This window comes from Streptococcus sanguinis, from assembly GCF_900635155.1.
Classification (GTDB): Bacteria; Bacillota; Bacilli; order Lactobacillales; family Streptococcaceae; genus Streptococcus; species Streptococcus sanguinis_G.
Window position 1 is genome coordinate 1244550 of sequence record NZ_LR134002.1, and the last position, 18672, is coordinate 1263221.

Sequence of the window (18672 nt, forward strand, 5' to 3'; positions counted from 1 at the left end):
ATCTTCACTTTAAATATCCTTCTGATTTGCTCGCCATTGATTATGGTAATCCATCATCGTTTCATAAATATATTTTGGTTTCTCTTTTTTCAATAACATAAGAGTAATTTCTAACGGTTCAGGAATACCAAACTTATATCTTTTGCTCTTTCTAGAAGCAAGCCTACTTCTCTTCAAAACTGCAGGATCCACTGAATGAAAACAAATCGTCAAAATATGACTCTTATTGAATAATTGATATTTTGCATAATGTCGAATACGTTCAATTCTATAGTCTATTCTCTGGATTTCTTCCCAACTATAAAACGAAACTTCTCTAAAAAGAAGGGGTTTAAAGTAAAAGCCCTGTTCCGTTAGACGAAGAAAACGTTTATCCCTAAACAAACAAATCCATACCAAAATAGAGAGAAAATCAAAAACAATTGTACCTATCACTAAAAACATTTTTTCAATCACAGAAATATTGGAGTCGAATAATAGGTATCCATTTTTAGATGGTAATACAAGAACTGCAGTCATAAAGACAGCAAGAGCGCTCGCCGATATAGCTAAGATGAATATCTTCAACCAGCTCTGTCTAAACACTACTTCTTTCATCCATCTAACCCACTTAGGTATTCATAGCGCTCGTATTTTTCCAGCAATTTCTCGTTCTGCTCATCCAGTTCTTGCTGAAGTTGAGACAGGCGAGTAAAGTCAGATCCATTCTCCTGCATAGCCGCTTCAATCTCAGAAATCCGCTCCTCAAGCGCCTCGATATCGGCCTCAATGGACTCCCACTCCTGCTTTTCAAAGTAGCTCATACGCTTTTTCTCCTCGCGCACTTTGGCCGATTTTTCCTTTTCCACCTTTTGGGAAATAGCAGAGCTTTCTGCCAGAAAGGCTTTTTCATCCAGGTAATCGGTGTAATTTCCGAAAAATTCTCTGATCACTCCATCCTCAAAATTCAAAATCTTGCTGGCTACCTTGTCTAGGAAATAACGGTCATGGCTGACTGTAATGACTGGGCCGGCAAAGCCTTGCAAAAAGTTTTCCAGTACCGTCAGAGTTGCAATATCCAAATCATTGGTCGGCTCGTCAAGAAGCAAGACATTCGGCTTTTCCAAAAGAAGCTTGAGCAGATAAAGGCGCTTTTTCTCTCCACCAGAAAGCTTTTCGATTAAAGTTCCATGAGTAGAACGAGGAAAAAGAAACTGCTCCAAGAGTTCTGCAATGGAAGTCGTTCCACTGCCTATCTTGACCTCCTCAGCCACTTCTTGCAGGTAATTAATGACCCGCTTAGACTCATCCAAGCCCTCAATCTGCTGAGAGAAATAGGCCACTCGGACTGTCTCTCCGATAATGAGCTGACCAGCCTGAGGCTGAAGTTTACCAGCAATCAGATTGAGCAAGGTTGACTTGCCGACACCGTTATCTCCAACAATCCCAATGCGGTCCTTGTTCTGGATTAAAAGGCTAAACTGAGAGAGAATAGGCTTCTGGTCATAAGCAAAGTCTACGTTTTGAAACTCGATAACCTTCTTACCAATACGGCTGGTTTCAAAATTCATTTCTAGATTGCTCTCAGTCGTCTGGCCTGCCAAATCTTTCTTGAGGTCATGGAAACGATTGATACGAGCCTGTTGCTTGGTTGCCCGAGCCTGAGGCTGCCGTCGCATCCAAGAAAGCTCCTGCTTGTATAACTGCTGCTTCTTATGAAGCAAGGCCGCATCCCGCTCATCCTGCTCTGCCTTAAGACGGACATAGTCTTGATAGTTTCCCTGGTATTCAATCAAGCGACCGCCATCCAGCTCAAAAATCCGTGTCGAAATATTATCCAAGAAATAGCGATCATGGGTGATAAAAAGCACGGTCTTCTTTGAATTTTTCAAGAAATGCGTCAGCCATTCAATGGTATCAATATCTAGGTGGTTGGTCGGCTCGTCCAGCAAGAGCAAATCGGCATCACCTAAGAGAACCTGAGCCAGCTGAACTCGGCGACGAAGACCTCCTGATAACTGACCAACCTTAAGTGACAGATTAGTCAGACCAAGCTTGGACAGAACCGTCTTGACCTGGCTTTCGATTTCCCAAGCATGGAGCGAGTCCATCTCGGTCATAACCGCTTCTAGCCTAGACTGTTGACTTTCATCATAAGCCGTCAGGAGCAGCTCATATTCTCGAATCAACTGCATTTCCCGTAAATCACTGGACAAAACAGTATCAAGCACCGTCTGCTCCTCATCAAAATCAGGCTCCTGAGTCAAATAAGCAATCTTATAGCCTGTCTTAGCAGAAAAAGGGCTGACATCTCCGTCAAAGCCCGACTTGCCCGACAACACGTCCAGCAGCGTTGTCTTTCCTGTTCCATTGACACCAATCAGACCAATCCGGTCTAGGTCATGAATGATAAAGGAAATATCCCGAAAAACAGTCTTATCTCCTACTGATTTGGTTAGCTTGTCAACGATAAAATCGCTCATTTTTTCTCCTTGATATAGGCGTAAATGACCTCTAAGTCATTAGGTAAGCAGCCGTCTACAATAGCGTGTTCCAACTCTTTCAGAATTTGACCCAGTTTTGGTCCAGGCTCAAAGCCGAACTCCTGCATCAGCATACCACCATTAACCACCATTTCCTGTTTGTTATGAATAGTTAGACTGGCATCAAGATTCTGAATCGCAGAGAAATCCACTGGTAAACCTTGCGCCTGCCGCAGTTCTTCTGCTTGTAGCAATAAGTCAATATCATAGTCATAGCAGTCGCGCTTGGTCAAGTCTCGTTCTGAGCGGATGGCCGCAATCTCAACCAAGTCTTCTGCTTTCTTGGCAAATTCACGAGAAGTCTTCCATTTTTTCAGAAAACCTTTGACATTTTGCACATCTAAAGCCAGTAAAAGGGCTGCCCAAGCCTGTTCAGATGCTGAAAAGCGAAAATCTGAAGCCAAGTCAAAGAGCCGTTCTAACTTAGCTCTGCTCCCCTTCAAATCTGGCAAAAATTCTATGGCACCGCTTGTTAAAAGTGCTTCTAAGCCCTTGCGCCAAAATGGAGCCAGCAAGAGCTTGTCAAACTCGATAAAAATTCGTTCGACTGAAATCTTTTCCAGCAAGGGAGCACAATCCTTGATAGCTGCAAAAGTATCTTGCTCTAGGTCAAAATCCAAGGCAGCTTGAAAACGAAAGCCCCGCATGATGCGTAGAGCATCTTCATTAAAACGCTCAGCAGCCGTCCCAACTGCCCGCAAAATCTGATTTTCCAAGTCATCCAAGCCTTGGAAAAGATCGATGACTTGACCGTTTTCATCCAAAGCTAGAGCATTGATGGTGAAATCGCGCCGCTTGAGATCTTCTTCCAACGAGCGCACAAAAGAAACCTTGCTGGGCCTGCGGTAGTCCACATAAACATCCTCGGTCCGGAAAGTCGTCACTTCATATTCACGGTTATTTTCCAGAACCAAGACGGTTCCATGCTCAATCCCCACATCAACCGTACGGTCAAAGATACGCTTGGTTTCCTCAGGATAGCTGGAGCTAGCGATATCCACATCGTGAATAGGTCTCTGCAAAAGGGCATCTCGAACAGAGCCCCCAACGAAATAAGCTTCAAAGCCAGCCGCTTTTATCTTCTCTAATACTGGCAAAGCCTCCTGAAATTCAGAAGGCAGAGTTTCTAATCTCATAGTAAATGTTCCAATCCATAGACTAATTCTGAGCGTTTGACAACTTCTTTAATGGCAAGATTAACTCCTGTCATAAAGGAAGCGCGATCATAGGAATCATGCCGCAGGGTCAATCCCTCTCCCTGGCTGCCAAAGATTACTTCTTGATGGGCAACCAGACCTGGCAAGCGAACCGAATGGATACGCATGCCATCGAAATCAGCTCCGCGGGCGCCAACTATAGACTCTTCCTCATCAGCAGCTCCCTGCTGCTTGCTTGGTCTGACTTGGCTTATGAGCTCGGCTGTCTTGATAGCTGTCCCGCTCGGTGCATCCTTTTTCTGGTCATGGTGCAGTTCGATAATTTCTACATTTGGGAAATACTTAGCTGCCTGAGCTGCAAACTGCATCAGCAAAACAGCTCCCAAAGCAAAGTTCGGAGCAATCAATCCGCCCAGCTCCTTTTCTCTAGACAGTTTGATTAACTCTTCCAACTGCTCAGGAGTAAAACCTGTCGTTCCGACCACTGGGCAAAATCCCTGTTCTAGGGCGAAGCGAGTATTGGCATAAGCTACTTTTGGGGTTGTAAAATCAACCCAGACATGGGCTTCCAGTCCAGCCAATTCTTCCTTAGCATTGAAAACAGGAACACCAGCCACTTCTTTTTCATCCGTAAAGGGATCCAGCAGTCCAACTAATTCTAGTTCAGAATCTTCTGTTACCATTTTATAGGCTGCTTGGCCCATTTTCCCTTTAAAACCAGCAATAATAACTTTGATACTCATGTTTCTCCTCCTTACAGAGACAAGCTCAGGCACTCAGACAATCAAATCACAGGAATATAAGCAAGTGCAACGCTCCCCTTGCCTAGATGCGTTCCAATGACACTGCCAAAGGTTGCGATAGGAACTTCACTAGCAATACCGCTGTCTAGCAGATTTTTCTGAAGCTCGGCTGCTTTTTTTGGCGCATTGCCATGGATAACCATAATCTGATAAACACCGCCCGCTGTTCTTTCTTGGACAAGTTCCAACATACGCTTGGTAGCTTTCTTCTCCGTCCGAATCTTTTCAAAAACCTCTATCACGCCATGTTCATTAAAATACAGAATAGGTTTGATACTGAGCAGATTTCCCAGAATAGCTGCACCGTTAGACAGGCGTCCTCCTTTGACCAAGTGGTTCAAGTCATCGACCATGATAAAGGCGCTGGTGCCATCAATCTGCTTTTGAACATTAGCTAAAATTGTTTCAAAATCTAGCCCTTCTTCTGCCCACTCTAGAGCAGATTGGACCATGATACCAAGCGGAGCGCTGGTAATCTTGGAATCCGGAAAGGCAATTTGTAAACCATGAAATTCATCTTTCAGATACTGAATATTTTGATAAAAACCAGAAATTCCGCTAGATAGAAAGAGCCCCAGAACATGGGTATAGTCTTTGCCGTCTAGAATGGTGAGAATCTCTTCTAACTCAGCAATGCTAGGCTGACTGGTCTTAGGCAGTTCATTTGACTGAGCCATTTTTTCATAAAATTCACTGGCTGTTAAATTTCTGCCTTCGACATAAGTCTCACCAGCAATCACGACTGGAATATCCAAGACGAAAAGATTTTCATTCTCCAGCAGCGAAGCCGGCAGATAGGCCGATGAATCTGTGATAACCGCTAACTTCATGATTAAAACTCCAAATTAATGCCTGGCAAATCTAGAGCAATTTCTGTCACTTCATAAGTCAAGCGGTTGAGCATGGTCAGGCAAGGCCGAGCCAGCTCTTCTACTTCATCGTGGTCAAATTCACTCGGTTCCTCAATAAGACGACCGTGAATGTGGTTGGCTTGCGAAATAGTTCCGCTAATAACAAAATTCTCAAAAACAATCATAAAAGTCAAAATCACAATCAATGAAGTTGTGTGGGCTTCGACGTCTCTTTTGACCAATTGGAAATTCACATCAACCTTGGTTTCAGGTGTGCCATTTTCTTTTTCCCATTCAAAATTTCGGGCGTCAAAATGGTACTGACTAACAAATTCTTTTTCGCGCTGTATATTCATTTTTATTCTCCTAAAAATATGCGATAGGCCCATTATACCATATATCGAGCGAAGTTTCCATGCTAAAATTTACAGGCCAGAAAACACAAAAAAGAATCTCACTGACAAGCGAGATTCTTTAAATATTATTTTTTAAGTGGTTTGCGCAGGTAACCAAAGATAATACCGCTGACTACTGCACCAATCAATACATATACCAAGTAAAGGATTGGATTGTTTGTCAAACCGATAACGAAGATTCCTCCGTGAGGAGCCATGAGCTTGATACCTGACAATCCTACAAGAGCACCTGTTAGAGCTGAACCTACGATAAAGCTTGGAATAGCACGGGCTGGGTCAGCAGCTCCAAAAGGAATCGCTCCTTCTGTGATGAAAGATAGTCCCATAACGATGTTTGTCAAACCTGAATCACGTTCTTCTTCAGTAAATTTATGTTTGAACAAAAGAGTTGCAATAAATACTGCCAAAGGCGGAACCATACCAGCTGCCATAACTGCTGCCATAACAGGTGAACCACCAGTTGAAACAGTGCTTGCCAGTGTACTAGTACCAAATACGTAAGCAGCCTTATTAACCGGCCCACCCATATCGACAGCCATCATACCACCGACTAAGAGACCGAGGAGGACCGCAGAGCTTCCGCTCAGACTTGCCAAGAAATCGTTCAGGGCTGTATTGATTGCTGACATTGGAATATTCACCGCCAACATCACAAATCCAGTCACAAGAACACCCAGAAGAGGCAAGAGCAAGATTGAACGGATACCTTCAAGTGAGCGAGGCAGACCTGCAAGAAGCTTGCGAAGAAGTAAGATAACACCACCGGCTAAGAATCCTCCTACCAAAGCACCAAGGAAACCTGATGATACACCAACTAAATCAAGAGTTTTCTGACCGCCTTCAGCATAGGCAACACCGCCAAATGATGCACCGCTGCTCGCAATTGCGCCAGCTACGAAACCAGAAACCAGACCTGGCTTTTCAGCGATTGAGTATGCGATATAACCAGCTAATACTGGCAACATGAAGCCAAAGGCTGCTCCACCAATTGCTTTAAACTGAGCTGCAATCTCATGGTAACTTCCTAGATTAGAAAGCTGATCTTTTGGCACACCCAAAATCTGATCCAGCAAGAATGCAATGGCAATCATAATACCGCCACCAATAACGAATGGCAACATTTGGGAAACACCGCTCATCAAGTGCTTGTAGAAAGCACCACCCAGGCTAAGCTTTTCATTACTAGACTCTGTCGTACCGCCACCATTGGCAGCCTTGTAAATCTCAGCATTTCCAGAAAGAGCCAGATTGATGAGTTCTTCTGTCTTACGAATACCATCTGCAACTGGACGATTGATCAACGGCTTGCCGTCGAAGCGATTCATCTCTACTGCCTTATCTGCCGCGATGATAACAGCTTTTGCATTTTTAATATCTTCTGCTGTAAGTTTATTTCCGACACCGCTGGCACCGTTAGTTTCAACCTTGATACCAACACCCATTTCAGCAGCGACCTTCTGCAAGGCCTCTTGAGCCATGTAGGTATGCGCAATCCCTGTTGTACATGCTGTTACAGCTACAAGGAAGTCTCCGCCTTCATTGGCAGGTTCAACGACAGCAGGCTCTTCTGCTTTTTCCGAAGCTTGGTTAAAGAGCTCAATCACCTGATCAGGCGAAGTCACTTGGCGCAATTTATCCGCAAAACCATCCTTCATCAGGTATTGAGACAATTCAGCTAAGGCAGCCAAGTGAGTATCGTTAGCACCTTCTGGAGCTGCAATCATGAAGAAAAGGTCAGTTGGCTGGCCATCCAAACTTTCATAATCTACGCCTTTATTTGACTTGGCAAAAAGAACCGTTGCTTCTTTCACTGCGCTATTTTTGCTGTGGGGCATAGCAATTCCGTCACCCAAGCCTGTAGAAGTCAAGGCTTCACGAGCCAAAATCCCTTCTTTGAAAGTCTCAAAGTCCGTCACATAGCCATGATCAACTAGGCTTTGAGTCATTTCTTCGATAACGGCTTTTTTCTCTGTTGCCTGCAAGTCTAGCAACATGACATCTTTTCTTAGTAAGTCTTGAATTTTCATATTTTTTCTACCTCTACTTTTTCATAGATTTCTTTTATGTACTCAGCTGTTGCCAAATCATCTGAGAAGGTGGTTGCTGTTCCGCAGGCCACTCCCCATTTGAAGGCTTGAATAACATCGCCAGAGCGGACAAACTCTCCGGTAAATCCAGCCACCATGGAGTCGCCAGCACCTACAGAATTTTTCACGTTGCCCTTGATAGGTTTAGCGAAGTAGGCACCATCTTGAGTTACTAGCAAGGCACCGTCGCCAGCCATGGAAATAATCACATGTTGGGCACCCTTGTTTAAGATTTGACGGGCATAACTCTCAATCTGATCCAAGCTTTCAAGCTTGACTCCAAAAATATCACCTAGTTCGTGATTGTTAGGTTTGACTAAGAGAGGTTCAAACTCTAAAGAATCCAGCAGCGTCTGTCCTTCAAAGTCGCAGACGACTTGTGCTCCTGTCTTTCTGGTCAGACCAATCAACCTCTTGTAGACAACATTTCCTAAATTTTTAGGACTGCTGCCAGCGAAGACTACTGTATCTTCTGAAGTCAGAGAAGAAAGAAATGACTCCAGCTCTTCTAGTTTCTGACTGGAAATTTCTGGACCTGGTCCGTTAATTTCTGTCTCAGCATCTGCTTTAATTTTGACATTGATACGAGTATCCTGCTCAACCTCTATAAAATGGCTGGAAATCCCTTCCTCTTTCAGTGTATCTGTGATGAACTTGCCAGTAAAACCACCGATAAAGCCAGTCGCTGTATTCTCAATACCTAGACGTTTGAGAACTCGGCTAACATTGATTCCTTTTCCGCCAGCGAATTTGTCGTCACTGTCCATCCGATTGACGCTTCCTATAAGGACCTTGTCCAGACGGACAATATAGTCGATGGAAGGGTTTAGTGTGACAGTATAAATCATACTTCAATCACCTCCGTTTTTTCTTTGAGCGCTTGAATCACTTCAGATTCATTTTGATTAGTAATAATGCTTGCTTTGGCAAGAGGAGCGACCTTTACAAAGGACGTCTGTCCTAGTTTAGAAAGATCAGCCAAGACATAAGTCTTCTTAGCATTCTCTAAAATCGCTCTTTTGACAGCTCCTTCCTCCATATCTGGAGTGGTAAAGAAGCCATCATCAATGCCATTCATTCCAATAAAGGCCTTATCGAAATTCAACTGACCGATTTGATTTAGGGCAACACCGCCAATGCTGGCATCCGTTGAGCGCTTGACCTTTCCGCCGATAATGACTGTCGGGATATTGCGCTCTACCAACTTGGTTGCATGGTGAATGGAGTTGGTGACAACTGTCACTCTTGGATCATGCAGCTCATTGACTAAAAGCTCATTGGTTGTCCCCGCATCAATAAAAATCACATCATGCTCTTGAATCAAGCTTGCTGCCATTTTCGAAATAGCTGTCTTTTCTTGAATGCTTTTGATAGATTTTTCCTGATTACTCTCCTCTTCTTGCAGAAAATGAAGGCTTTCGGCTCCACCATGAACTCGTCGCAGCTTATGCTCGCTCTCCAATTCATCCAAATCTCTTCTGATAGTTGATTCTGAAGTGTTTAAAGCATGTACTAGATAGTCTAAAGAAACAAATTTTTCTCTTATGACTGTCTCTAGAATAACTTGCTTTCTTTCCGACTTCAGCATAAAGTACCTCCTTTGGAATCGTTTACGATTATTATTATACCTCTTTATTTTTCAATGTCAAGCATTTTCTATCAAAATCTTTCATTTTCTATCTTTTTACCGAACAAAAAAGAGCTGGACTATGTCCGACTCCTTTCATATCATTGCATAACTGCCAAATAAAAGACAATTAGCTATTATTGATCAACGATACAATATAGGCTGCCATAACAGGCAGAAAGGTTCCAAGAAAAGTAAACACAACCAGAACCCAGAACCAGACTGATTTAAAAGCCTGTCGGTAGGTCCCTGGGAGCGAACGATTGGCATCAATGTATTCCTTAAATTTTGGCCACTTCAAGATTAAAAGCAAAAGAAATACTGTGCTGCCAGCGATTAATAGACCGTAAAAAAAGATGTTAACGATAGGCTCTGGAGCTTTTTTTGAAAGAAAAGCTATACCTTCTGCTATGACAAAGTTATTGAGAGCATGAAAAATGATAGACCAGATAATCGAATACTCAAAAGCGATATAGCCAAAGCCTAAACCAATCAAACTAGCAAAATAAAACTGATAAAGATTTTCGTGAAAAAGACCAAACAAAATCGCAGTCAGAAGAATGGCAAAAATTTTTCCATGCTTCTCCAACGCTCGCAATCCAGCACCTCTGAAAATAATTTCCTCCGTAACTGGAGCCATCAAGGATGAATAAATCAGCATGGTCAGTGTTTCAGAACCGCCGCCTCCTGATTCCATACTAGAAAGATCTAGATTGAAGAGTTGCATGATAGCCTGCATGATCTGATTGACAACAGCTGTAAACATTTGGGCGAATAAAAGGAAGCAAATCATATAAAAGAAAACTTTAGGAGTCATCTTCCGCCCCTTGCGACGAAGGTCGTATTTAAAGAGCTGCTTTCCTCGAGACACCGTGAAAGTAAGCACACCGAGACAGGAAGCTAGAATATAGGCTCCACCATCTTTTTCAATAAATTTAGTGAGAACTTCCTGTGTCTTTTGAATATCCATACCTTGCCCAGGCATGATAACGAAAAAAGCCACAAATGCATAAATGAAAACAGAACCAAGCATAACCCATAAATAAGTAAAGCAGGTCGCTGAAAATCGTCCTAGATCTTTTTTAGGATTTAAAGGTTCGGGTATATAATACATAAAATCTCCTATATTAAATTTTCTCTTTCCCCTTTCTGCTCAGAAAATACAAGGTCAAAAAGATTCCCTCATAAAGCAAAGCAAAAAGAATAAAGGCGTGCATGAAAAATTCTTCGGGTAGAATCCAAATGACTGGATCCTTGGCCGGGTCAAACATCCAAGTATTGTCTCCGGCAAAGAGAACTTGATGAAAGAGTGTGAAAAAACTGTTAAAGCCAATCAGAAAGGCCAGTCCAGCAAAGACAAGTGGCAAGATACTCATCACTAGAAAAGCCCGTCTGTAGAGGCCTAAAAATCCCTTTTTGACCACTTTTTTGACAAAGAAGATCAAAGCCGGCAAAGTAACTAGAAAAATAGCTTGCGCCAAGTGAAAAAGATACTTGACCGCCTGAAAATGATGCAGCCCAGCTGAAGACGAGCGAAAATCCGGCATTGCCAGCTTCTGACTAAAAGGATTGGTCAGATAATTCATCAAAATATTAAAATTATACTGGATGGTCTCAGCTTTCAAATACACCTTATCCGGTAAGTTGAAATAAGAAATCTCCATCGGGTATAAGAGCCAAGCCAGATAAATGGTTAACAAAATAGCTGTTGCCAGCAAGCACAAGACGCTGGCTGAAAATCTCAACTTATCACGCATCGAAGTCCCACTCCGCTAGACTGGACAAGACATGTGTCGGTTGGATCGGCAGATTAGGCACCTCTTCTGGCAGGGTAAATCCTGTCGTGACTAAGAGGGTCGGAATCCCATTATCAATTCCTGCTCGAATATCTGTCAGATAGTTATCACCTACCATGACCACTTCTTCACGCGCCAGTCCTAGATGCTCTATCGCTTTTTCCATGATAATAGCATTAGGCTTGCCGATAAAGGTCGGCTGAACACGAGTGGCTGCTTCCAAGAGGGCGTTGATAGCACCCGCTCCCGGCTGCAGACCGCGCTCCGTCGGAATATTGAGATCAGGATTGGTACCGATAAAGTGAGCACCCTTTTGAATAGCCAGAGTCGCTATTGTCAGCTTCTCATAATCCACTTCCCAGTCCAGGCCCACTACTATATAGTCAGGATTTTCTGTATCCTCTATATATCCAGCTTCTTCAATGGCATGTTTAAGTCCGACATCTCCGATAACGTAGACTTTCTTGCCCAGATTTTTCTCCTCCATATAGTCAATGGTAGCTAAAGTAGCTGTGTAAATAGTCTCTAGTGGCGTCTCAATATTGAAATTTTCAGCCAGCATGGTCTGCACTGCTTCTGGCGTGCGTGTGGTATTATTGGTCACGAAAAGATAGGGAATCTTGCGCTTCTGCAGCTCATGTACAAAAGTTTCACCAGCCGGAATCCTGCTCTTCCCCTTATAAATCGTCCCGTCTAAATCAATCAAATATCCTTTATAAGTCATTTCTGCTCTTCCTCATTCTCATGTTTAAACTCTTGCCAGGTAACCAAAGCTTGGGCATTGACTTCGCCGTCACTGGAAATCTGGTGATTGCTCTGCAGACCTTCTAGGTCGTAGCTAGAAGCAATCATGCCACCTGGTCGAACTTCCTTGACATACTTTAGATGGACCTTCTTAGGAATATGCTTCGTAAGGAAGTCTGCCCCCATAACCTCGAAAATCCAGTCCAAATACTTGCTATTATTGACATGTCCGTTCATATCCAAGTCGTAAAAGCGCACATGGTAGTCCTTGCTGACAGGATTCTCCAAAGCTGGATACTTAGGACCGCGCAGTAATTTCTTGGAAAAGTCAGACTGGTATGGTGCTACAATCTCCGGATCAACGGCACGAACCTTGCGGCTATCCCGATCCATAAGAACAAAGGTTGCCATCATCTGGATAATGGCTTGACCCGCTTCATCAAAAATCGTGAAGCGACGGTAGCAAAAGAGCCGATTGTAGGTTAAAGCTTCTGTTTCAATGGTAATTTCTTCTTCAAATCGTGGCAGACGTGTCACATCAATATCATAGTCCGTGATAATCCAGACTAGGTTATACTGCTCCAGCATATCCTTGTCACTGACGCCAAGCTCGATCGACTGCATCCCCGATACCTGCAAGGATAGCAAGATGACATCCGGCAGCTTGATATGGCCATTCATATCTGCCATATCAAAAGGAATTTTCATTTTCATTTGATAAGTTAAGCCCATGATTTACTCCAATATAAATTTCTCAGCAACCGTATCGCCCAAAAAGAGGCCTTGTTTGGTCATGCGCACGATATCTCTATCTGGCACTAGCAAGCCCTGCTCAGTCAGATCAGACACAACAGCTCCATACTGGCCTTCAAAGGAAATACCGAATTTTTCCTCAAAACATTTTTTGGAAACGCCAGATTTCTTGCGCAGTCCTAGAAACATCTCTTCTTCCATCTTTTCTTTCAGCGTCAGCACTTCTTCCTGTACACGGGTATTGCCCGCTTCCACCGCCTGCAGATAATGACGAATAGGCCCGTGGTTTTTATAGCGAACACCATCGACATAGCCAGACGCTCCCGCTCCAATACCATAATATTCCGCATTGTCCCAGTACATGAGGTTGTGACGGCTCTCAAAGCCTGGCTTGGAAAAGTTTGAAATCTCATAATGCTCAAAGCCGGCCTTTTCCAGCTCAGCTATAATGTAGTCAAACATCTCCGCTTCCAAATCTTCCTTGGGCAGAGGCAGTTTGCCTCGCCGCATCCGATTCATGAAGACCGTATGGTTTTCCAAAATCAAGCTGTACAAACTCATGTGGGGAATGTCTAGGGCAATAGCCTTGGCTACGTTGATTTTCACATCTTCCATGGTCTGCTTGGGCAGGGCATAAATCAGATCAATCGAGATATTGCCAAAACCCGCTTTTTTGAGATTGGCAATATTCTCATAGATGTCCTTTTCCGAGTGACTGCGGCCAATTTGTTTAAGCGTGCGGTCATTGAAAGTCTGTACGCCCAGCGAAACCCGATTGACAGGTGAGTCTTTGAGTACAGCAATCTTCTCCTGGTCCAAGTCCCCAGGATTGGCTTCAATGGTCAGCTCTTCTAGATATGACAAATCAAGCTTATCCGTCAGCTTTTCCAACAAAAAAGCTAATTGAGGCGCTGATAAAGCCGTCGGAGTCCCACCACCGATATAGAGGGTACGGAGCTTTTTGATGTCGTAGGAATCATACTCCTCAATCAAATGCTCCAGATAAGAATCCACCGGCTGATTTTTAATAAAAACCTTGGAAAAATCGCAGTAATAACAAATCTGAGTACAAAAAGGAATGTGCACATAAGCAGAAGTCGGTTTGGTTTGCATAGTACTTATTATACCACAGTTTTAAAGAGAGGACTTATTTGATTATCAAACAAAGAAAAAAAGAGTGAGCCTGCAAAGACAAAAATTGTCCTCGCAAGTCACACTCTTTCTTATAATCTAAAAAATTGAAGTTCTAAATCACTTCTTCCCCAACTCCTGCGTCCTCTTGTAGGCAGCTTGAACGGCATCCATGACCGTTCCTCGAAAAGCATTTTCTTCCAGACTAGCTACCCCGGCGATGGTCGAACCAGCCGGACTGCAGACCTGGTCTTTGAGTTGAGCCGGATGTTGACCACTGACCTGACTTAGTTTGGCAGCGCCTAAGAGAGTTTGATTGGCCAGTTCAAGCGATATGTCGCGACTGAGTCCTGCTCGGACACCAGCGTCCGCTAAGGCCTCTATAAATAGATAGACGAAAGCTGGTCCACAGCCGGCAAGTGCCGTGGCAGCATCCAGCTGTTTTTCCTCTAGTTTGACTAAAAGGCCAGCCGAAGACAGAAGCTCACGCAACAAGTCTTCGTCCGTTTGATTCGCCTGGTGAGATAAGCTATAGGTAATAACACCCTCACCTACGGCTACCGGTGTATTAGGCATAATCCGAATCCAACGATGGTGGCTAGGTGTCAATTTTTCTAATATTTCCAAGCTCAGACCAGCAGCCATCGAAACCATCAGAAGAGACTCCCGTTTTTCAAGAATTTCCTGATATTCAGCCAGCAAGTCAGCAAATTGAGCTGGTTTGATACCCAGAAAAATCACCTCTGCTCGCGAAAAAACTTCTGCATTACTGACCGGCTGACCACCAACTTCTGCAGCAATCTTTTCAGCCTTGTCACGACTGCGATTAGCCAGGAATAATTCGCTTCTATATCTTTCATCTTGGGCAACTAGGCGGGCTAAACTGCCGCCCATATTTCCCAGACCGATAAATCCAATTTTCATCATTATTTCCTCACTTGACCAGTCCCTTGGATGACGTACTTATAGCTGGTCAACTCTTTCAGTCCCATAGGACCTCTAGCATGCAGTTTCTGAGTAGAAATCCCCATTTCGCAGCCAAGGCCAAATTGACCGCCATCTGTAAAGCGGGTTGAGGCATTAACATAAACTGCCGCGCTATCCACCTGCTCTGTGAAGTAAGCTGCCGCTGCATCGTTCTCCGTCACAATGGCATCCGAGTGATGAGTGCTGTGAGCCTCAATATGCTCCACCGCTTCTTCCAGCGAAGAAACCAGCTTGACCGCTAAGACATAATCCAAAAATTCGGTGTCAAAATCTTCTGGTTTAGCTTGCGAGCCAGAGATATACTGAGCTGCTTTCTCATCCAAACGCAATTCAACAGGGTTTTCTTGCGCAGCATCACGATCTGTTACCAGCATCTTCTGCAAACGTGGTAAAAATGCAGCTGCAATCTCTTCGTGAACCAGTAGTACTTCCATGGCATTGCAGACAGAAGGGCGACTGGTCTTGGCATTCTCAACAATGGCCAACGCCTTGTCTTGATCAGCATCCTTATCTACATATACATGGACAATTCCAGTACCTGTCTCAATAACCGGCACAGTAGCATTTTCAACTACCGCCTGAATCAGTCCCGAACCTCCACGAGGAATGAGCAAATCCAGATATCCCTTGGCCTTCATCATAGCCTGGGCGGAAGCACGGCTAGTATCAGAAACCAACTGTATACAATCTGGCGAAATCTCCGTCTGATCCAAGCCATTTTTCAGAGCCGTGACAATAGCTAGCGCAGTCTGATAGGCATCCTTGCCGCTTCTGAGAACGACTGCGCTACCACTCTTTAGAGCCAGAGCCGCTGCGTCAGAGGTGACATTAGGCCGGCTCTCGTAGATAATCCCAATCACGCCCATAGCTACACGCTTTTTGCTAATAACAAGGCCATTATCCAGCTCGTTCCTTTCTAAGACTTGACCTATAGGATCCTCCAAGGCAATCAGCTGGCGAATACCTTCTGCCATGCCAGCAATGCGATCCTCATTCAGATAGAGGCGGTCCAGCATCACATCTGAAATGCTACCTTTAGCTGCAGTCATATCCAATTCATTGGCCGCTAAAATATCAGCACGAGAAAGCCAGAGCTGCTTTGCCATTTCTTCCAAAGCATGGTTTTTCTCAGCCGTTGTGGCCGTATTGATCGTCTTCTTGACTTTCTGAACCTTTTCAAAAATCGCTTGTGTTGAGGTCATCTCTTCTCCTTTCCTCGTCTTCTAAAATTCTGCAAATAAATCATTCAACTCCGGTGTCAGAGAAATCCAGTCATCCCGATGAATGACAACACCTTTAGGTTTATTGGACTTGAGCATATCTTTAAGAGCTGACTTGCCAAAACGCACACGCCCTTTACCAAGAATAGCTCCGCTGCCTTCCTCGTAAACTGCCACCGTATCTTGATAGGCAAAGCTCCCCGATACAGATACAAGACCTGACACCAACAAACTTTTCCCATTGTTTCTGAGAGCGTTGGCTGCTCCTTGGTCTACATAGATTTCACCTTGACTTTTAGCATAGAAAGCCAGCCATTGCTTCTGCGTTTTTAGACCTTTTTTCTGAGCCAAAAAGAGACTGCCATCCTTGGTTTTCTCCGCTGCTTCCAGCAGAGCATCCGTCTTGAGTGAGGAGCAGATATAGACCGGCACACCTGACATGGTCGCAAGCGTTGCTGCCTTAATCTTTGTCAGCATACCACCAGTTCCATTGCTCGTTCCTGCGCCGCCTGCCATATCAATCAGCTCAGAGCTAATCTTCTCAATCTTTTCAAGCCGGCGGGCATCTGGATTGGTAGACGGATTGGCCGTGTAGAGTCCGTCTACATCTGTCAGAAGCACCAAGAGGTCTGCCTGGACCATAGCCGCTACTTGAGCACTAAGTGTATCATTGTCCCCGACCTTGAGCTCCTCGATGGCCACCGTGTCATTTTCATTGATGATAGGAATAGCTCCGCGATTCAGCAAGACAGACAAGGCCTGATGGGCGTTCTTGTACCGACGCTTATCTGCAAAATCATCCTGAGTCAAAAGAATCTGAGCAGAAATGATTTGCTTCAAAAGAAGATTGGTTGTATATTCCTCCAAAAGCAAACCCTGTCCAACAGCAGCTGATGCCTGTTTATCCGCCACCTTGGTTGGTCGCTTTTTAAAGCCCAGAGAAGAAAAACCTGCGGCAATAGCTCCTGATGAGACCAAGATTAACTCATGACCCGCCTCGTGCAAGAGAGCCAACTGCCGAGTGATTTCCTTTACCTTGGCGCGTGACAGACTGCCATCTGCGTTGGTTAATGACGAAGTCCCCACCTTAAATACGATTCGCTTTGCTTTCATTTCCTTTTCCTTCACTGCTAGGTTGTCTTATTATACCACGATTTACAGAAAATAAAAACGACCGCGATTGAAGCGGTCAAAGGAAAATTTGTATTTTAACAATGAGCAGACCTACCTATTCTTGTCGCAGTTTTGCTAAGGTTTCTTGGAAAATGGCTGGCGCTTCAGCTGTAAATTCCAGCACTTCACCAGTTCGAGGATGAGTGAAGCCTAACGTTCGCGCGTGCAGAAATTGGCCATGACCTTTTAAGGTCTTACGCGGTCCATAGACCTCATCACCAGCCACAGGATGTCCGATGTAGGCCATGTGAACGCGGATCTGATGAGTCCGACCTGTTTCCAGCTGAAGCTCGACTAAGCTATAGTCACCAAAACGTTCCAAGACTTGGAAACGCGTCAAAGCCGGCTTGCCTTTGGCCGTCACGGCCTGCTTCTTGCGGTCTTTTTCACTGCGGCCAATCGGTGCCTCAATCACTCCACGGTCGTTAGGCAGGTTTCCATGAACAATAGCCCAATACTTGCGTAGGGATTTCTTATCCTTGAGCTCATCAGCCAGAGACACATGGGCTTGGTCATTCTTGGCAATCATAAGAAGCCCAGAAGTATCCTTGTCGATCCGATGGACAATGCCCGGCCGAAGAACTCCGTTGATGCCAGAGAGGTCTTGGATGTGGTACATAAGGGCATTGACTAGCGTACCGCTGGTATGGCCCGCAGAAGGATGGACCACCATCCCCTGAGGTTTATTGACGACTGCCACATCCTCATCTTGATAGACGATTTCTAGCGGAATATCTTCAGCTACATACTCAACCACTTCCGGCTCAGGCAGCTCATAGGAGATGACATCGTCTTCTTTGACCACATATTTGGCTTTTTTGACTTGTCCATTGACCAAAATCTGGCCGTCCTTAATCTGCTCATTGGCCAAACTACGGGATAGGTCTGTCAGCTCAGCGACCGCCTTGTCCAAGCGCTGACCAGCTACTGAAGCCTCAATTCTTACTTCCATCTTTTTCTTCCTTCAAAATCATCAGCAGTAAAATAGCTACACCAAAGGTCAGATACATATCTGCCACATTGAAAATAGCAAAATTGATAAAATCAAACTGAAACATATCCACGACAAAACCTTGACGTATCCGGTCAATAAAGTTCCCCAAACCGCCAGCAATCACCAAGGTCAGCCCGGCCAGCATCCACTTTGAAGCATGTAGATGCTTGATGAGATAATAAACAGCTCCGCCGATGACCAAAAATGTCACCAAAGTAAAGAGCCATTGCTGATTTTCCAGCATAGAGAAGGCTGCGCCTGTATTCTGAAGATAGGTCAGACTCACCAGATGCGGAATGAAACTCTTGACTTGCCCCAGCTTAAAATCGCTGATAATATATAACTTGACCAGCTGGTCCACAGCAATAAGAACTAAGACTGCAAAAGGAATAATAATTTTTCTTTTCATAC

General features: G+C 44.3%; 19 protein-coding genes. All 19 read right to left on the reverse strand.

The genetic code is table 11. The features are described from left to right. Positions 1-9: 9 nt before the first annotated feature. Entirely contained in the window at positions 10-597 is a 588-nt protein-coding gene (locus tag ELZ47_RS06410; RefSeq protein ID WP_126435608.1) for a hypothetical protein, read from the reverse strand. After that, a complete protein-coding gene (locus ELZ47_RS06415; protein WP_126435609.1) occupies positions 594-2462 on the reverse strand; it encodes an ABC-F family ATP-binding cassette domain-containing protein in 1869 nt (622 codons plus the stop codon). Before ELZ47_RS06415 ends, ELZ47_RS06410 begins: the two co-directional genes overlap by 4 nt. Further along, positions 2459-3658, reverse strand: coding sequence for a CCA tRNA nucleotidyltransferase (locus tag ELZ47_RS06420; protein ID WP_126435610.1), 1200 nt, complete (start codon positions 3656-3658; stop codon positions 2459-2461). The genes ELZ47_RS06415 and ELZ47_RS06420 overlap by 4 nt, the downstream gene beginning before the upstream one ends. After that, a complete protein-coding gene (dapB, locus tag ELZ47_RS06425; RefSeq protein ID WP_126435611.1) occupies positions 3655-4422 on the reverse strand; it encodes a 4-hydroxy-tetrahydrodipicolinate reductase in 768 nt (255 codons plus the stop codon). Before dapB ends, ELZ47_RS06420 begins: the two co-directional genes overlap by 4 nt. Positions 4423-4463: 41 nt before the next feature. After that, positions 4464-5312 (reverse strand): DegV family protein, encoded by an 849-nt coding sequence (locus ELZ47_RS06430; protein ID WP_126435612.1) that lies wholly within the window; start codon positions 5310-5312, stop codon positions 4464-4466. A gap of 2 nt (positions 5313-5314) precedes the next feature. Further along, on the reverse strand, positions 5315-5689 hold the full coding sequence (locus ELZ47_RS06435) for a DUF1149 family protein (RefSeq protein WP_002915309.1): 375 nt from the start codon (positions 5687-5689) through the stop codon (positions 5315-5317). A gap of 125 nt (positions 5690-5814) precedes the next feature. Next, a complete protein-coding gene (locus ELZ47_RS06440) occupies positions 5815-7776 on the reverse strand; it encodes a PTS fructose transporter subunit IIABC (RefSeq protein WP_126435613.1) in 1962 nt (653 codons plus the stop codon). Continuing rightward, a complete protein-coding gene (gene pfkB / locus ELZ47_RS06445; protein WP_125330935.1) occupies positions 7773-8684 on the reverse strand; it encodes a 1-phosphofructokinase in 912 nt (303 codons plus the stop codon). Before pfkB ends, ELZ47_RS06440 begins: the two co-directional genes overlap by 4 nt. Beyond that, positions 8681-9424 carry a DeoR/GlpR family DNA-binding transcription regulator gene (locus ELZ47_RS06450; RefSeq protein ID WP_125330936.1) on the reverse strand — a complete coding sequence of 248 codons (744 nt, stop codon included), beginning with the start codon at positions 9422-9424 and terminating at the stop codon, positions 8681-8683. Before ELZ47_RS06450 ends, pfkB begins: the two co-directional genes overlap by 4 nt. Before the next feature lie 169 nt (positions 9425-9593). After that, on the reverse strand, positions 9594-10577 hold the full coding sequence (locus ELZ47_RS06455) for a CPBP family intramembrane glutamic endopeptidase (RefSeq protein WP_126435614.1): 984 nt from the start codon (positions 10575-10577) through the stop codon (positions 9594-9596). A gap of 13 nt (positions 10578-10590) precedes the next feature. Beyond that, positions 10591-11220: a TIGR01906 family membrane protein gene (locus tag ELZ47_RS06460; RefSeq protein ID WP_126435615.1), complete on the reverse strand. Its 630-nt coding sequence runs from the start codon at positions 11218-11220 to the stop codon at positions 10591-10593. Further along, positions 11213-11983: a TIGR01457 family HAD-type hydrolase gene (locus tag ELZ47_RS06465; protein ID WP_126435616.1), complete on the reverse strand. Its 771-nt coding sequence runs from the start codon at positions 11981-11983 to the stop codon at positions 11213-11215. Before ELZ47_RS06465 ends, ELZ47_RS06460 begins: the two co-directional genes overlap by 8 nt. Continuing rightward, positions 11980-12735 (reverse strand): acyl-[acyl-carrier-protein] thioesterase, encoded by a 756-nt coding sequence (locus ELZ47_RS06470; protein WP_126435617.1) that lies wholly within the window; start codon positions 12733-12735, stop codon positions 11980-11982. The genes ELZ47_RS06465 and ELZ47_RS06470 overlap by 4 nt, the downstream gene beginning before the upstream one ends. Positions 12736-12738: 3 nt before the next feature. Further along, complete coding sequence (hemW, locus tag ELZ47_RS06475; RefSeq protein ID WP_126435618.1) at positions 12739-13869, reverse strand: radical SAM family heme chaperone HemW; 1131 nt, start codon at positions 13867-13869, stop codon at positions 12739-12741. 138 nt (positions 13870-14007) lie between these two features. Next, the gene (gene proC / locus ELZ47_RS06480) at positions 14008-14811 is read right to left on the reverse strand and encodes a pyrroline-5-carboxylate reductase (protein ID WP_126436108.1); all 804 of its coding nucleotides are present in this window, start codon (positions 14809-14811) and stop codon (positions 14008-14010) included. A 2-nt stretch (positions 14812-14813) separates the two neighbouring features. Next, positions 14814-16076, reverse strand: a complete 1263-nt coding sequence (locus ELZ47_RS06485; RefSeq protein ID WP_126435619.1) for a glutamate-5-semialdehyde dehydrogenase — start codon at positions 16074-16076, stop codon at positions 14814-14816. A gap of 21 nt (positions 16077-16097) precedes the next feature. After that, the gene (gene proB / locus ELZ47_RS06490) at positions 16098-17207 is read right to left on the reverse strand and encodes a glutamate 5-kinase (RefSeq protein WP_126435620.1); all 1110 of its coding nucleotides are present in this window, start codon (positions 17205-17207) and stop codon (positions 16098-16100) included. Between the two features lie 115 nt (positions 17208-17322). Continuing rightward, positions 17323-18219 (reverse strand): RluA family pseudouridine synthase, encoded by an 897-nt coding sequence (locus ELZ47_RS06495; protein WP_125330945.1) that lies wholly within the window; start codon positions 18217-18219, stop codon positions 17323-17325. Beyond that, the gene (lspA, locus tag ELZ47_RS06500) at positions 18203-18670 is read right to left on the reverse strand and encodes a signal peptidase II (protein ID WP_125330946.1); all 468 of its coding nucleotides are present in this window, start codon (positions 18668-18670) and stop codon (positions 18203-18205) included. The genes ELZ47_RS06495 and lspA overlap by 17 nt, the downstream gene beginning before the upstream one ends. Positions 18671-18672 lie beyond the last annotated feature (2 nt).

Bases quoted from the DNA above. Each gene is read 5' to 3' on its own strand.
- proB (WP_126435620.1), bottom strand. From the start codon at position 17,207: ATGAAAGCAAAGCGAATCGTATTTAAGGTGGGGACTTCGTCATTAACC.
- ELZ47_RS06465 (WP_126435616.1), bottom strand. From the start codon at position 11,983: ATGACTTATAAAGGATATTTGATTGATTTAGACGGGACGATTTATAAG.
- pfkB (WP_125330935.1), bottom strand. From the start codon at position 8,684: ATGATTTATACTGTCACACTAAACCCTTCCATCGACTATATTGTCCGT.
- ELZ47_RS06420 (WP_126435610.1), bottom strand. From the start codon at position 3,658: ATGAGATTAGAAACTCTGCCTTCTGAATTTCAGGAGGCTTTGCCAGTA.
- ELZ47_RS06430 (WP_126435612.1), bottom strand. From the start codon at position 5,312: ATGAAGTTAGCGGTTATCACAGATTCATCGGCCTATCTGCCGGCTTCG.
- hemW (WP_126435618.1), bottom strand. From the start codon at position 13,869: ATGCAAACCAAACCGACTTCTGCTTATGTGCACATTCCTTTTTGTACT.
- proC (WP_126436108.1), bottom strand. From the start codon at position 14,811: ATGAAAATTGGATTTATCGGTCTGGGAAATATGGGCGGCAGTTTAGCC.
- ELZ47_RS06435 (WP_002915309.1), bottom strand. From the start codon at position 5,689: ATGAATATACAGCGCGAAAAAGAATTTGTTAGTCAGTACCATTTTGAC.
- ELZ47_RS06455 (WP_126435614.1), bottom strand. From the start codon at position 10,577: ATGTATTATATACCCGAACCTTTAAATCCTAAAAAAGATCTAGGACGA.
- lspA (WP_125330946.1), bottom strand. From the start codon at position 18,670: ATGAAAAGAAAAATTATTATTCCTTTTGCAGTCTTAGTTCTTATTGCT.
- ELZ47_RS06495 (WP_125330945.1), bottom strand. From the start codon at position 18,219: ATGGAAGTAAGAATTGAGGCTTCAGTAGCTGGTCAGCGCTTGGACAAG.
- ELZ47_RS06415 (WP_126435609.1), bottom strand. From the start codon at position 2,462: ATGAGCGATTTTATCGTTGACAAGCTAACCAAATCAGTAGGAGATAAG.
- ELZ47_RS06460 (WP_126435615.1), bottom strand. From the start codon at position 11,220: ATGCGTGATAAGTTGAGATTTTCAGCCAGCGTCTTGTGCTTGCTGGCA.
- ELZ47_RS06485 (WP_126435619.1), bottom strand. From the start codon at position 16,076: ATGACCTCAACACAAGCGATTTTTGAAAAGGTTCAGAAAGTCAAGAAG.
- ELZ47_RS06450 (WP_125330936.1), bottom strand. From the start codon at position 9,424: ATGCTGAAGTCGGAAAGAAAGCAAGTTATTCTAGAGACAGTCATAAGA.
- ELZ47_RS06440 (WP_126435613.1), bottom strand. From the start codon at position 7,776: ATGAAAATTCAAGACTTACTAAGAAAAGATGTCATGTTGCTAGACTTG.
- dapB (WP_126435611.1), bottom strand. From the start codon at position 4,422: ATGAGTATCAAAGTTATTATTGCTGGTTTTAAAGGGAAAATGGGCCAA.
- ELZ47_RS06470 (WP_126435617.1), bottom strand. From the start codon at position 12,735: ATGGGCTTAACTTATCAAATGAAAATGAAAATTCCTTTTGATATGGCA.
- ELZ47_RS06410 (WP_126435608.1), bottom strand. From the start codon at position 597: ATGAAAGAAGTAGTGTTTAGACAGAGCTGGTTGAAGATATTCATCTTA.